Annotated in this window: 16 protein-coding genes; 11 read left to right on the top strand and 5 right to left on the bottom strand. The window is 34.0% G+C overall.

The features are described 5' to 3' along the window. Positions 1-39 precede the first annotated feature (39 nt). Genes FEM21_RS14040 through FEM21_RS14030 form a run of 3 tightly spaced genes read left to right on the top strand, consistent with a single transcriptional unit; the run spans position 40 to position 2,688 of the window. Entirely contained in the window at positions 40-432 is a 393-nt protein-coding gene (locus tag FEM21_RS14040) for a hypothetical protein (RefSeq protein ID WP_035661605.1), read from the top strand. A gap of 59 nt (positions 433-491) precedes the next feature. Further along, positions 492-1,907 carry an aminotransferase-like domain-containing protein gene (locus tag FEM21_RS14035; RefSeq protein ID WP_035661756.1) on the top strand — a complete coding sequence of 472 codons (1,416 nt, stop codon included), beginning with the start codon at positions 492-494 and terminating at the stop codon, positions 1,905-1,907. Between the two features lies 1 nt (position 1,908). Beyond that, a complete protein-coding gene (locus FEM21_RS14030; RefSeq protein WP_035661603.1) occupies positions 1,909-2,688 on the top strand; it encodes a PhzF family phenazine biosynthesis protein in 780 nt (259 codons plus the stop codon). A gap of 366 nt (positions 2,689-3,054) precedes the next feature. Here FEM21_RS14030 and FEM21_RS14025 read toward each other — a convergent pair whose 3' ends face one another. The 4 genes from FEM21_RS14025 to FEM21_RS14010 form a co-directional block, all read right to left on the bottom strand. Then, entirely contained in the window at positions 3,055-3,243 is a 189-nt protein-coding gene (locus FEM21_RS14025; RefSeq protein WP_035661601.1) for a hypothetical protein, read from the bottom strand. 131 nt (positions 3,244-3,374) lie between these two features. After that, the gene (locus tag FEM21_RS14020) at positions 3,375-3,926 is read right to left on the bottom strand and encodes a hypothetical protein (protein WP_035661600.1); all 552 of its coding nucleotides are present in this window, start codon (positions 3,924-3,926) and stop codon (positions 3,375-3,377) included. Between the two features lie 3 nt (positions 3,927-3,929). Beyond that, positions 3,930-4,409: an RNA polymerase sigma factor gene (locus FEM21_RS14015; RefSeq protein WP_035661598.1), complete on the bottom strand. Its 480-nt coding sequence runs from the start codon at positions 4,407-4,409 to the stop codon at positions 3,930-3,932. A gap of 35 nt (positions 4,410-4,444) precedes the next feature. Next, positions 4,445-4,639, bottom strand: coding sequence for a hypothetical protein (locus FEM21_RS14010; RefSeq protein WP_035661753.1), 195 nt, complete (start codon positions 4,637-4,639; stop codon positions 4,445-4,447). Positions 4,640-4,773: 134 nt separating this feature from the next. Here FEM21_RS14010 and FEM21_RS14005 point away from each other — a divergent pair, with 134 nt between their 5' ends. From FEM21_RS14005 to FEM21_RS13995, 3 genes are read left to right on the top strand one after another with little or no spacing between them, the layout of a single operon-like run. Then, entirely contained in the window at positions 4,774-5,112 is a 339-nt protein-coding gene (locus tag FEM21_RS14005) for an ArsR/SmtB family transcription factor (protein WP_035661596.1), read from the top strand. Beyond that, positions 5,090-5,593 carry an SRPBCC family protein gene (locus FEM21_RS14000; RefSeq protein WP_035661593.1) on the top strand — a complete coding sequence of 168 codons (504 nt, stop codon included), beginning with the start codon at positions 5,090-5,092 and terminating at the stop codon, positions 5,591-5,593. Before FEM21_RS14005 ends, FEM21_RS14000 begins: the two co-directional genes overlap by 23 nt. After that, positions 5,590-6,537, top strand: coding sequence for a DUF6807 family protein (locus FEM21_RS13995; protein ID WP_035661592.1), 948 nt, complete (start codon positions 5,590-5,592; stop codon positions 6,535-6,537). Before FEM21_RS14000 ends, FEM21_RS13995 begins: the two co-directional genes overlap by 4 nt. A 33-nt stretch (positions 6,538-6,570) precedes the next feature. Here FEM21_RS13995 and FEM21_RS13990 read toward each other — a convergent pair whose 3' ends face one another. Continuing rightward, complete coding sequence (locus FEM21_RS13990; protein ID WP_035661589.1) at positions 6,571-8,103, bottom strand: SulP family inorganic anion transporter; 1,533 nt, start codon at positions 8,101-8,103, stop codon at positions 6,571-6,573. 273 nt (positions 8,104-8,376) lie between these two features. Here FEM21_RS13990 and abc-f point away from each other — a divergent pair, with 273 nt between their 5' ends. The 5 genes from abc-f to FEM21_RS13965 all read left to right on the top strand — a co-directional run bounded on the left by abc-f (position 8,377) and on the right by FEM21_RS13965 (position 14,221). Continuing rightward, a complete protein-coding gene (gene abc-f, locus FEM21_RS13985; RefSeq protein WP_035661587.1) occupies positions 8,377-9,963 on the top strand; it encodes a ribosomal protection-like ABC-F family protein in 1,587 nt (528 codons plus the stop codon). A gap of 25 nt (positions 9,964-9,988) precedes the next feature. Continuing rightward, entirely contained in the window at positions 9,989-10,441 is a 453-nt protein-coding gene (locus FEM21_RS13980; RefSeq protein ID WP_035661585.1) for a DinB family protein, read from the top strand. 418 nt (positions 10,442-10,859) lie between these two features. Further along, complete coding sequence (locus FEM21_RS13975) at positions 10,860-12,101, top strand: ribulose-bisphosphate carboxylase large subunit family protein (protein ID WP_035661584.1); 1,242 nt, start codon at positions 10,860-10,862, stop codon at positions 12,099-12,101. Beyond that, positions 12,101-13,486, top strand: a complete 1,386-nt coding sequence (locus tag FEM21_RS13970; protein ID WP_035661583.1) for a four-carbon acid sugar kinase family protein — start codon at positions 12,101-12,103, stop codon at positions 13,484-13,486. The genes FEM21_RS13975 and FEM21_RS13970 overlap by 1 nt, the downstream gene beginning before the upstream one ends. 72 nt (positions 13,487-13,558) lie before the next feature. Continuing rightward, positions 13,559-14,221, top strand: a complete 663-nt coding sequence (locus FEM21_RS13965) for an aspartate/glutamate racemase family protein (protein WP_035661581.1) — start codon at positions 13,559-13,561, stop codon at positions 14,219-14,221. Positions 14,222-14,223 lie beyond the last annotated feature (2 nt).

Genomic DNA, 14,223 nt, shown 5'->3' with positions numbered 1-14,223 from the left:
TTTAGTAATAAATAATTTTACATTCTAAATAAGTAAGTCATGGAAACAATTTTAAAACAACAGCAAAATATCAGCTTTAGAGCAGTTACAATCTCTGACCTTAAAAGTATAATTCGTCTGTACGAACAAAAGCAAAATATTCCTTTTTCAGGATTAAATATTCCATTCGATACTGATTTTGGTCTTCCACTTTATGTAGCTGAATATGATGATAAAATTGTAGGCTATTCCTATGTAACATTAGATTCAGATGAACATGCTTTACATACAAATATTAATTCTAAATTTTCTGATACTCTAATTAATGAAAATTTAATGAAAGAAACCGAAGTTATTTTTAAGAACGAATGGCAAAATAATTCTAATAAAAATCTGTCAGCAGCTATTTCACAATTTGTAAAATGGTTGAACGATTCCAATTCTCAAAATTAATACGGTTACAGTTTGAAAATTTACTAATTTTATTGGACACAAATAATTTTGTAATCAAAATGCAAAAAGAAATTTTATACCTGAAAATTGCAACAATAATTGAAGAACAAATTACGTCCGGCACTTTAAAAACAGGCGATAAATTACCTTCAATCCGCACGGTACAAAAAATTTACAACGTAAGTATTAATACGGTAAAACAAGCATTTTTAGAATTAGAAAGTAAATCATTAATAGCTTCCAGACCAAAATCAGGATATTATGTCAGCCGGGGATTCCAGTCTAATTTAGCACTTCCTTCGATGCGCCAACTTAAATTATCTGAAAAAGAAAAAGCTCCTGAAGACTTAATTAGTAAGGTTTTCAACACTTTTACAGATAAAAACATTACTCAGTTTTCACTGGGAGTTACTGATAAAAGTATGTTGCCTATTGCTAAATTGAACAAAGGCGTGATAAAAATTTTGCGAAATTTAGAAGATAGCGGTACCGCTTATGAACCGGCTCAGGGAAACATTAATTTAAGACGAAATGTTGCCAAATGGTCTTTCACCTGGGATGGTCATTTAAATGAAGAAGATATTGTAACGACTTCGGGAGCGTTAAATGCTTTATTGTATTCGTTAATGACGGTGACGAATCCAGGCGATACGATTGCCATTGAAAGTCCTGTTTATTTTGGAATTTTACAAATGATTAAATCATTAGGTTTACATATTATCGAACTTCCTACACATCCAGTTACCGGTGTTGCTATCGAAGATTTAAAAAAAGTGTTACCTAAAATTAAAGCCTGTTGTCTGGTTTCTAATTTTAATAATCCAATAGGTAGTTGTATGCCAGAGGAAAACAAGAAAGAAGTTGTTCAGTTGCTTACATTACACAATATTCCTTTGATTGAAGATGATTTGTACGGCGATATTTTTTTTGGCACCAACCGACCAAAACCCTGCAAAGCATTCGACGAAGAAGAAATTGTAATGTGGTGTGGTTCGGTTTCAAAAACTTTGGCTCCCGGTTACAGAGTCGGTTGGGTTGCTCCGGGAAAATTCAAAGAAAAATTAATTCGTCAAAAACTGATACAAACCTTATCCAGTCCGCCGCTTTATCAGGAAGTAATTGCTGATTTCATGGAACACGGCAGATACGATCATCATTTAAGAACGTTACGAAACACATTATATACTAACTATTTGCATTTTCAGCGTACTATAGAGAATCATTTTCCTGAAAATACTAAAATTTCCAAACCACAGGGAGGCTTTGTTCTCTGGCTCGAACTTGATCCTAAAATTGATACAGCTCTGTTATATGACATTGCTATTCAGCATAAAATTAGTTTTGCTCCCGGTCGAATGTTTACCCAACACGATCAATACAATAATTGCATGCGATTGAACTTTGCCGTAAAATGGGATGAAAAAACAGAAAATAGCCTAAAAAAATTAGGACAATTAATTAAACAACAATTGTAAGATGAAATTATATCAGATAGATGCCTTTAGCAAAACCGTTTTTTCAGGAAATCCGGCTGCTGTTTGCCCACTGGAAGAATGGTTAAGCGACGAAATATTGCAAAAAATAGCTGAAGAAAACAATCTTTCGGAAACGGCTTTTTATTTAAAAAAGGACAATCAGTACGAAATAAGATGGTTTACACCAAAAGTAGAAGTTGATTTATGCGGACATGCGACACTGGCAGCAGCTTTTGTATTATTCAATTATGAAAATTATAGCGGTAATGAAATCAGCTTTTTTTCTCCAAGAAGTGGCGTATTAACTGTTACTAAAGAAGCCGATTTACTTTCTTTAAACTTTCCTGTTGATCAATTAGAAACTATTCCGTTAAATTCTCAAATAACTGATGGATTCAATATAAAACCTATTCAGGCTTTTAAAGGAAAAAGCGATTACATGCTACTTTTTAATAATGAAGAAGAAATATTAGATTTAGAACCTAATTTTGAAAAAATTATTCAGCTTCCTGTTCGCGGAATTATTGTCACAGCTCAGGGGAAAAATTCGGATTTTGTTTCCCGATTTTTTGGTCCAAAAGCCGGCATCAACGAAGATCCGGTAACTGGTTCAGCTCATACAACACTCATTCCCTACTGGTCAAAAGAATTAAACAAAACGAAATTATCTGCTATTCAGCTTTCAGACCGCAAAGGCTATTTAGAATGTGAATTGCTGGGAGACAGAGTTCGCATTAGCGGACACGCAAAATGTTATTTAATAGGTGAATACTTTTTGTAAAAAAATAAAAAAATCAGTAAAAAACCGGTTTGTCTGTTTCATCCGTGGGCTATTTTACCGCAAAGCTTCGCAAAGTTTTTCACAGAGTTTCGCAAAGTTTTTTTATTTAGTCCGCTAAGCGGACTAAATAAAAAATAGGCCACAGATTACACTGATTGAACAGAAAAAACGGATTTTCTATAGCTCTTTGTAAATCATAATCTGTTAAAATCAGTGTAATCTGTGTACCATTCTCAATAATTGGTATTAGAAACCGATAATCATATTATTTTTATTAAAAAAGAAAAGCCACTTTAAAACTAAAGTGGCTATCTATAAAAATTCATCAAACCCTAAAATGACAAATTCTATTTTTTTATTATATTTTTAATCAATATCTAATGAAATGTTATCCATAAAAATTCCTGGCTCTCTTTCAGTATGCCAGTAATCAACTAAGATACTCAAAACCACATCTTTTAAACCATTAAAAGAACTTTCTGTTTGATGCTCTTCGTCTTTAATAACTTCAATAAGCAAATCATTTACCTTTTTAATCTTATCTGAATTTGTCATTTGGCTGGTCGGTTTTAGAAGTTAATTTTCCTTTTTTTAACTTTGATAAAAGTATATCAATTCTACTTTTACGACAATACCCACTTTTAGTGATTTTTTAATATCATTTTAACTGGAAAAAAAGATTTATCTTACTTATCAACGTTGAATGACACAATTGCTTGCCGAATTCGCTTTAATCTTTGATTCCAAATGAGATACAAAACCCATAATTGGATTAAAAAAACAAAACAGATTACAGCTAATGAATAATATTTTGTAGTAGTAAATTGAATTCCGTAACTAAAGAATACCAATAATCCACAGATAAATCCAACTCTACTAATAACTGATACTACAGCATATTTCTTCAATCGGTAGTAAACTTGTTCTAAAGCTTTTTTTACATTCGCCCCATCACTTAAGTATTTATTGAAATGATACCCATAAAAACTATGAAAAATGGGAAAACCAAGGCTAATCACTAAAATCAAATTAATCCAAAAAGGTTTCTTAGCTCCATCAAATAGCCAATAATAACTTAGCAGAAATACTAACCAAGCTGTAATTTCAATCCCAATTTGCTTTCTAATTGATTTTAAAACAGGATGTTTATTTTCCTGTAATAGTAACAACATTGCTTCATCGGTTTTTAAATTTGGCTGTACTTTATTCCAATCCGATTTTAAATCGTCTAATTCCATAATTTATTGCATTAAGGTTTTAATTTTTGTTTTGATGCGATTGAGTTTTACCCCAACATAATTTTCATTTATCCCAATAATTTCTGCAATTTGCTGATACGACAATTCTTCAAAATACAAACTAATCAAAGCTTTTTCGCTTTCGTCAAGTAATTTTAAAACAGCAAATAAACGTTCTTGTCTCAAAGCCATTTCATCATTGGGATGTTCCTCTGCAAAATCTGGTAATTGATTCGAATAATTTATTGCAGCGTTTTTTTTTCGAAAAGAAGCAATCGCAGTATTAAGCGCAATGCGATAAATCCAGGTACTCAACTTCGATTCTCCTTTAAATTTAGAATAGGATTTCCAAAGCTGAAAAACAATTTCCTGAAATAAATCTTCGCGATCTTCAAGACTATCCCGGTACAAGCGACAAAGTTTATGAATCATTGCGTTGTACTGAGATAACAGGTTTAAAAAATCTTTTTCGAGTGATTCCATTCTATTATTTCATTTCGAATACAGACTAAGATACGTTAATTTGACTGTTCTTCAATATTTAATTGCTTCTTAATCATATTAATGTCTTTAATAATTTGCTTGTTTTGAATTTGCAGACTATCTATTTTTTCCTGTAGTTTTTCATCTCTAATTTTTGATCTTCCTTCGGGCGAAGATTCTTTCCCGCAGCTTACTACTATAAAAAGCAGCATTAGTAAAATTGTTCTCATAATGAATAATATTTTTAATCTATTAGTTGTTATAATTTTAAAAAACTTACATTCAAAGTAAAAAAAATTAAAAAAATATTGCGCAACCAAACAATTGCATTAAATTAGCAACCAATTAGTTTCATTATTTAAAAATGAGAAGAGATATTTTTCAAGCCATTGCTGATCCTACCCGAAGAGCCATTATAAGCCTTATTGCTGTTCAGGCAATGACGCCTAATGCTATTGCAGAACATTTTGACACCAGCAGACAAGCGATTTCTAAACACTTGCGAATACTTTGGGAATGTGAATTATTACAGCAGGAGCAAAAAGGAAGAGAAATATATTACCAGTTAGAAGTAAATAAAATGAAAGAAATTGACCAATGGCTCGCACAATTTAAAGCCATTTGGGAAAACCGATTCAATGAATTAGATAACATATTAGCAACCCTTAAAAATAAAACCGATGAAAACAAATCTGCAATTTGACTTTACTGTCAATAAAGAAAACAACACTGTAAATGTAAAAAGAGAATTTGCTGCTCCACTTAACTTAGTCTGGGATGCCTGGACCAGAGCTGAAATATTAGATTTATGGTGGGCACCAAAACCGTATAAGACCGAAACAAAATCAATGGATTTTAGAGAAGGTGGTACCTGGTTTTACGGCATGGTAAGTCCGGAAGACGAAACACACTGGTGTAGAAACGATTATAAAAAAATTGATGTTTTAAAAAGCTTTTCAGGACTGGATGCTTTTTGCGATGAAAACGGAACAATTAATACTGATTTTCCTCGTACGGTTTGGAACAATACATTTACTGAAAACGAAAATACAACCACAGTAAATATCGTTGCTGAATACGAAAAACTAGAAGATTTAGAGCAAATTATCGCTATGGGATTCCAGGAAGGATTCACAATGGCACTAGGCAATTTAGACGATTATTTAAACGAAATGACAAAATGATTTCCAGAAAACGTCTTAATGCAATAGCTGTTATTTGTTTTTTTAGCCAAATGAGTTTTGGTCAAATCAATATCAAAATTGAAGCTGACAAAACTTATTTTACCGAAGGCAAAGACAGTATTTTATCGTACCAAATTGCCCCAAAATCAATCAATGGAAAATATAGCCGTTCTAATTATATTCATCCGTTATATACTTTAGATGGAGCTGTTTTAACCGAAGATTTCCCCGCTGATCATTTGCATCATCGGGGAATATTCTGGTCCTGGCATCAATTGTATATTGATGATAAAAGAATTGGAGACGCCTGGGAAATTGAAAATTTTAAATGGGAAGTTACTTCTGTAAAAGAGAAAAAGCAAAAAGATAATAGCAAAGCCATTCAGGCAAAGGTACTTTGGAAATCTCCTTTGTGGAAAGATAAAAGAGGAATCGAAAAAGCTTTTGTAAAAGAAACAACTACAATCAAAGTACATCCAAAACAACAAAAATACCGTTGCATTGATATCGAAATTGCATTATTAGCACTGGAACCCAACATGAAAATTGGCGGATCAGAAGATGAAAAAGGTTACGGCGGATTTTCTCCACGAATAAAACTCAGCGATGATGTATTATTTACAAGTTCAAACGGAAAAATTACACCAACAAATCTACCTATTCCCGCCAGCGAATGGATGGATATTTCGGGATCTTTAATTAATAAAGAACAAAAAACAGGAATGACAATATTATGCAATCCTAAAAACCCGGGGTTTCCTAATCCATGGATTTTACGGGCTAAAAAAAGTATGCAAAATGCGGTTTTTCCTTATCCAGGTGCAAAAGCTATTCCGTTATCGAACAAAAAACCTCTTGTTTTGAGCTATCGATTAGTTATTCATGATGGTGATGCAAACGAAATTCCAATTAAGGAGATTTATAAAGATTATGCTAAAAATTGAAATTGACTTTTGCTATTGGAATTGTTATTGTAATTAATTCGAAACCACTTTATAAGTAGGATCTTCGATAATATTTACCTCAATAATTCCTTTGGCATTATGCAACAATTGCTGACAATCTTCGCTTAAATAACGTAAATACACTTTTTTACCCGCTTTTGCATAACGCTCGGTAATCTTATTTACGGCATCAATAGCACTCATATCGGCAATTTTACTTTCTTTAAAATCAATCACTATTTCGACAGGATCATTCAAAACATCAAATTTTTCGGCAAAAGCAGTTGTAGATCCAAAAAACAAAGGACCAAATATTTCATAATGCTTCACTCCTCTTTCATCAATATATTTTTTAGCACGAATACGTTTTGCACTTTCCCAGGCAAAAACTAATGCCGAAATAATAACTCCAATCAATACCGCAAGTGCCAAATTGTGCAACAAAATAGTGATAACAGCTACTGTAATTCCCACAAAAATATCGTGTTTTGGCATCTTATTGATAATTCGAAAACTAATCCATTCAAAAGTTCCTATCGCCACCATTATCATCACTCCTGTTAAAGCCGCCATTGGTAATTTTTCGATTACAGGAGCGCCAAATAAGACAATACAAAGTATCGTTAAGGCTGCAACAATTCCTGATAATCGCGCTCTCGATCCTGCTGATAAATTCACTAAAGTTTGAGCAATCATTGGGCAGCCACCCATCCCAAAGAAAAAACCATTTAAAATATTAGCACTTCCCTGAGCCACACATTCTCTGTTTCCGTTACCTTTAGTTCCTGTAATTTCGTCAACTAAATTCAAAGTCAGCAAACCTTCAGTCAAACCTACACAAGCCATAATTAATCCGTAAGGAAGAATGAGTTGGAAAGTTTCCAAATTCAAAGGAATATTCGGAATATGAAAAGGAGGAAATCCTCCACTTACCGAAGCAATATCAGCCACTGTTTTTGTTTCGATTCCAAAAACTAAAACCAATCCAAAAACTACCATAATTGCTACTAAAGAAGCCGGAATAGCTTTAGAAATCTTTGGAAATCCTAAAACAATTCCAATAGTCAAAGCTACTAAACCTAACATTATATACAATGGATTTCCTGACAACCAGACGCTTTCGCCATTAATCACCGTTTTAAACTGCTCTAATTGCGACATAAATATGACTACTGCCAAACCGTTTACAAAACCAAACATAACGGGCTGAGGCACTAAGCGAATAAATTTTCCGAGTTTAAATACGCCTATTAAAATCTGGATTACTCCTGCCAATGCTACTGCCGCAAAAACATAATCCAAACCATGCGATTTCATTAAGGCGATTAATACAATTACCGTTGCTCCTGCTCCACCAGAAACTAAACCTGGTCGTCCGCCAAAAATTGCCGTTACTAATCCCATTATAAAAGCAGCATACAAACCTACTAATGGCGGAAATCCAGCCAAAATAGCAAAGGAAAGTGATTCTGGAATCATGGTCATAGCAACCGTTAATCCGGCTAATATTTCGGTTTTATAATTTACTTTTTGCGAAAAATCAAATAAGCTAAAATACTGTTTCATTCTTTTATTAAAAGATTATAGAATTAAATCGCAACTAAATCAATTAGTACGCTTTTTTCAAGAATTGCAAAAGTAAGTTTTTTTAAGAGCGGTTCAAATTAAATCGAAACTAGCTACTCTTTGAAATGAAAATTATTTTAAAAATGTAAAAATCTGTATATTTGCAGTCTTAAAATACTACTATAAATGTGATAACTAATTTCTTTCAGGCTATTTAAAGACACAAACCTCAACAGGGTTTGTAAATTCTATTACTCTTTAAAGAAAGAAATTATGCTTATTTTACAAAACATTAGTTACATCCATCCTAATAAGGATTTGTTGTTCAGCAACATTAATTTAACTGTAAATCGTCAAAATAAAATTGCTTTAATAGGCAATAATGGCGTAGGAAAATCGACTTTATTAAAAATAATTGCCCAGGAAATTCAAGCTTCTGAAGGGCAATTAAAAACAGAATCTAAACCGTATTATATTCCGCAAATAATAGGGCAATACAATCATTTAACCATTGCCGAAGCTTTGCGAATTGATGAAAAATTACAGGCATTACACGAAATTTTAAAAGGAAATGCATCTGAAACCAACTTCAATCTGTTAAATGACGACTGGACTATTGAAGAACGCTGTAACGAAGCTTTAGAATACTGGCAACTTGCAGATTTAGATTTGAATCAAAAAATGGAAAGTTTAAGTGGCGGACAAAAAACTAAAGTTTTCCTCGCCGGAATTGCCATTCATCAACCTGAATTGATTTTGCTGGACGAACCCAGTAATCATTTGGATAACCAAAGTAGAAATCTATTATACGATTTTATCCAATCTTCAAAAAGTACTTTGATTGTGGTAAGTCACGACCGAAAATTACTCAATCAATTAGATACTGTTTGTGAATTAAATCCTAACGGAATTTCAATTTATGGAGGCAATTATGATTTTTATCTGGAGCAAAAACAAATTGAAACTTCGGCTTTGTATCAGGATATTCAGAGCAAAGAAAAAGCCTTGCGTAAAGCCAAAGAAAAAGAACGCGAAACAATCGAAAGACAACAAAAACTGGATGCCCGCGGAAAAGGAAAACAGGAAAAAGCAGGTGTTTCGAGAATCATGATGAATACCTTGCGTAACAATGCTGAAAACAGTACTTCGAAACTAAAAAATGCACATGCCGAAAAAGTAGATGCTATTTCGCAGGATTTACAGCAACTGCGCAAAAATGTCAACGATTTTGATAAAATGAAATTTGGTTTCGATAATTCAAATTTGCATAAAGGCAAGATTTTGTTTACTGCAGAGCAAATAAATTTTAGCTACAATGAAAAAAATCTCTGGAAAGAAAATTTAGATTTCAAAATCACAAGTGGCGAACGTATTGCCATAAAAGGCACCAATGGCTCTGGAAAAACGACTTTAATACAACTTATTTTAGGTAATTTAGAACCACAATCAGGCAAAATTTACAAAGCCGAAAGTAAATCTATTTATATTGATCAGGATTATTCGTTAATCAATAACAATCTAAAAGTGTATGAGCAGGCGCAAACATTTAATCATTCGGGATTACAGGAACATGATATCAAAATGAGACTAAATCGTTTTTTGTTTTCAAATGCAAGCTGGGATAAAGTGTGTAATACACTGAGCGGTGGCGAACGAATGCGGCTTATGCTTTGTTGTTTGACCATCAACAATCAAGCGCCAGACATTATTATTCTGGACGAACCAACAAATAATTTAGATATTCAAAATATCGAAATTTTAACGCGTGCCATCAATGAATATCAAGGCACATTGATAGTTGTTTCGCACGATGAGTATTTTTTAGAACAAATAAATATTCAAAACAGCATACAACTTTAGTATTTAATCAACCAAAATTAACCTAATGAAAACCAACGCTTTTTTTAAAGACGCATTCGAATACACCTATTATTTCAATCAGCAATTAATTCAACTATTCGAAAAGAATAACCAACTAATTCCTGAAAAATCAATCCAATTATTGAATCATTTAATCAATGCGCAGGAAATATGGAACGAACGCATTCTGGAGCGTAAACCAGCTGTTAGCGTTTGGGAAATTAGACTATTCGAAAATTTAAAAAACTATAACGAAACTAATTATACTAATAGTTTAAGTATTTTAAACAGCACCGAATTAAGCCGAAAAATTGAATATAAAAATTCGGCGGGAACTGTTTTTACTAATTTAGTTCAGGATATTATTTTTCACATTATCAATCACGCTACTTATCATCGGGCACAAATTGCAACGAATCTAAAAGAAAACGGTATAGAACCCATTAACACCGATTATATTTTCTACAAAAGAAAATAATTTTATTTGTTACCTAAAAATCCAATTTTATTTCTCTCGGTAAATTTGCAAATGATTCTGAAACATGAATTATTTGCGAACTTACTGTATGAAATTTGAAAAGCAGAATTACCTAAACCTAAAATCATTTCTTTATTTTGCGGCTCGTTTAAAAAATCCACGCTCGTGCGCGAATCCTTTCGCGTTCGAAACCTACTCAAAATAATCATTTATTTTATAAAAACAACTCCCAACCGGGTTGCTTTTTTAATTTGCATTATTTACTATTATTTTCGAAAACTATTTATTACTTTCGAAAAAAGCAAAATTAACTTGTATTTGTAATTATAAGTGTTATTTTTACATAACACAGATTTTTAGAAAACAAATCACTCAACACCAATCCTATAATAGGAGTTATTATAATCAAGAAGAAATAATGGAAAGAATCTTTGCCGAATATTACATCGAAACTCCATATGAGGTAGAACAAGCCGCAGCAGTACTGGCAGGTGAGCAATCTTCAGGAACTTTTGTATCTGTTCCGGGAGAAACGGCGGAACTTAAGGAACGTTTTGCTGCCCGTGTAGAAAACATTGAAAAACTGGATATTGTTGACGAACCTTCGATTCCCGGAAACAGCATTCCCGGTAAAAAATACCAAAGAGCCAGAGTTCAGGTAAGCTGGTCTATTGAGAATTTTGGCTACAATTTACCGGTTCTTATTAGTACTTTACAGGGAAATCTATACGAAATCAGTCAGTTTACAGGTTTAAAACTAATGGATTTTGATGTTCCTGATTCTTTTAAAAATCATTATCGAGGACCACAATTTGGAATCAAAGGCTCAAAAGCCTCTTGCGGTGTTACTGACAGACCAATGATTGGAACTATTATCAAACCTAGTGTGGGAATGAGTCCTGAAGAAACAGCAGCCTTAGTAAAAACATTAATCGATGCCGGTATCGATTTTATCAAAGATGATGAATTAATGGGATCGACTGCCAACTCTCTTTTTGATAATCGTGTAAACGTTATCATGAAAGTGATTAATGAGCATGCGCAAAAAACTGGCAAAAAAGTAATGTACGCATTTAACATCAGCGACGAAATTGACCAAATGCAACGAAAATACGACTTAATCAAAAAGCACGAGGGAACTTGTGCTATGATTAGTATCAACAGCGTGGGATTAAGTGCTACCAAAAAAATATGTGATCAGGGTGATTTAGTGATTCACGGACACCGAAATGGCTGGGGAATGTTAAATCGTCATCCTTTATTAGGAATTGAATTTCCTGCTTACCAAAAAATTTGGAGATTGGCAGGTGTTGACCAAATGCACGTAAACGGAATCCAAAATAAATTCTGGGAATCAGACGATTCGGTTGTTAAATCGATACAATCCTGCTTGAAACCTTTTGTATGCGGAAACAATCCGTTACCGGTTGTTTCTTCAGGACAATGGGGCGGACAAGCACCTGAAACGTATAGAAGAACCCAAACTACCGATTTATTGTACATGGCAGGCGGCGGAATTTTAGCACATCCTATGGGAGCAACCTCCGGAGTAAATGCCTTACAACAAGCCTGGAAAGCCGCTGTTGACGGATTATCTGTTGAGGAAGCGGCTTTACAATATCCTGAATTTGCAGCATCAGTTAAAAAATTCGCAAAATAATGAACAAAGAACATTCTTTACTGTTGGCATATTATGGAGATGATTTCACAGGCTCCACGGATGCTTTGGAATTCCTAACTTTAGCCGGTATAAAAACCGTTCTTTTTCTTAGGTCACCGCTTCATAAGGATTTAGAGCTTTTTCCCGGAGTGCAAGCCATAGGTTTGGCAGGAAAAAGCCGTTCGATGTCTCCAACAGAAATGGAAAGCGAATTGTATCCTGCTTTCGAAACATTGAGAGATTTTAATCCGGAGCAGGTACATTACAAGGTTTGCTCGACTTTTGATTCGGCTCCACATGTTGGAAATATTGGTAAAGCAATCGAAATAGGCAGCGAAGTTTTCAATCAAAAAACAACGTTTATTTCTGCTGCTGCACCGCATTTAGGCAGGTATTGTGCTTTTGGAAATTTATTTGCCAGAATGGGAACCACCGGAAATGGTGAAATTCACCGTCTTGACCGTCATCCATCAATGAGTAAGCATCCTGTCACTCCTGCCGATGAAGCTGATTTGAGATTTCATTTGGTAAAGCAAACTTCAAAAACAATTGATCTTATCAACCTCAACACTATTGAGACTGGTACTGCAGCTGTTTTAGAAGTAATTCAGGAAAAAGAAGAAAAAGAAATCCTGTTTTTGGACGGAATGAACCAAACACATTTAAAAACCATTGGTGAAGTTTTTCATCATTTAGCGAAAGAAAAAACTATTTTTTCGGTAGGTTCTTCCGGAATCGAAATGGCGTTAGGATTAGCCTGGAAAGACGAAAATATAATTAATAAGCAATTTGAATTCAAACATCCTGGTCTGGCTTCTCCTCTACTTGTTATTTCCGGAAGCTGTTCGCCAGTTACGGCGGGGCAAATAGAATATGCTCTTGAAAATGGTTTTGAAGGTATCGCTTTAGAAAGTAAAGTCATGCATCACGATCATCAGGAACAAAGTATTGCTGATGTTGCCAAAGCAATTATTGGTAAACTTAAACAAGGACAAAACACTATTTTGCATACCAGCATTGGGACTAACGACCCAAGAATTACCGAAACCGAAGAGTATTTAAAACAAAGCGGACTTAACGAAAAAGAAGTACAGAAACAGAGCAGCAAAATTTACGGTCGTGTTTTAGGACAGATTATCAAAGAAGTTTTACAATCGGTAAAAGTGCAACGGATATTATTTGCCGGAGGTGATACTTCTAGTTATGCCGCATCCGAATTAGGAATTTTTGCCTTAGAAATGTTAGCACCGTTAGCTCCTGGAGCACCACTTTGTAAAGCTATTTCGGAAGACGAATTGGTAAACGGATTAGAATTAAATTTCAAAGGAGGTCAGGTAGGCGCTGCCGATTATTTTATAAAAGTACTAAACGGAGAAAAATTATGATAAAATGAATCTAACCTGAAGTTACCAATAAACCTATAACCTATCAACCACAAAAAACTATAAATATTAAATATGAAAGCAAAAACATTAGGATTTGTCCACACCTCGGCCACATTAGTTCCTTTATTCCAACAATTAACTTCTGAACATTTAAGCGGTGTCGAAACCTTTAATATTGTTGACGATAGCCTGATTAAAGATGTTATCAAAAAAGGGAAATTAATGCCTAATACCGCGGCAAGAGTGGTCAATCACGTAAAAGCAGCCGAAGAGGCAGGAGCCGATGTAATTTTAGTTACCTGTTCTTCCATTGGCGTAGCCATAGAAACAGCAGCCACTTTATCGAGCGTGCCAGTAATTAGAGTAGATCAGGCAATGGCTGACGAAGCCGTACAAATAAGTGATAAAATTGGTGTAATTGCCACCTTACCTACTACACTGGAACCTACGAGTGATTTGGTTCGAAGACGTGCCTTAGCAGCAGGAAAAAATGTGAACATTGTTTCTAAATTATGTGATGGTGCATTTGAAGCTTTAATGAGTGGCGATGCAGCAAAACATGATGAAATGGTTGCTAAAGCCTTAAAAGAATTGATGCAGGAAGTAGGCGTTATTGTTTTGGCTCAGGCTTCAATGGCGCGTGTTGTTGATGGTTTGACTGATGCCGAAAAAGTAGTTCCTATTTTAGCCAGTCCGGCAATTGCGATGAAAAAACTAGCCGAAATTTACTTTTAATA

Origin of the sequence: Flavobacterium seoulense (assembly GCF_000695795.1) — a bacterium.
GTDB classification, from domain to species: domain Bacteria; phylum Bacteroidota; class Bacteroidia; order Flavobacteriales; family Flavobacteriaceae; genus Flavobacterium; species Flavobacterium seoulense.
This window is presented reverse-complemented; position numbering and strand designations above follow the sequence as displayed.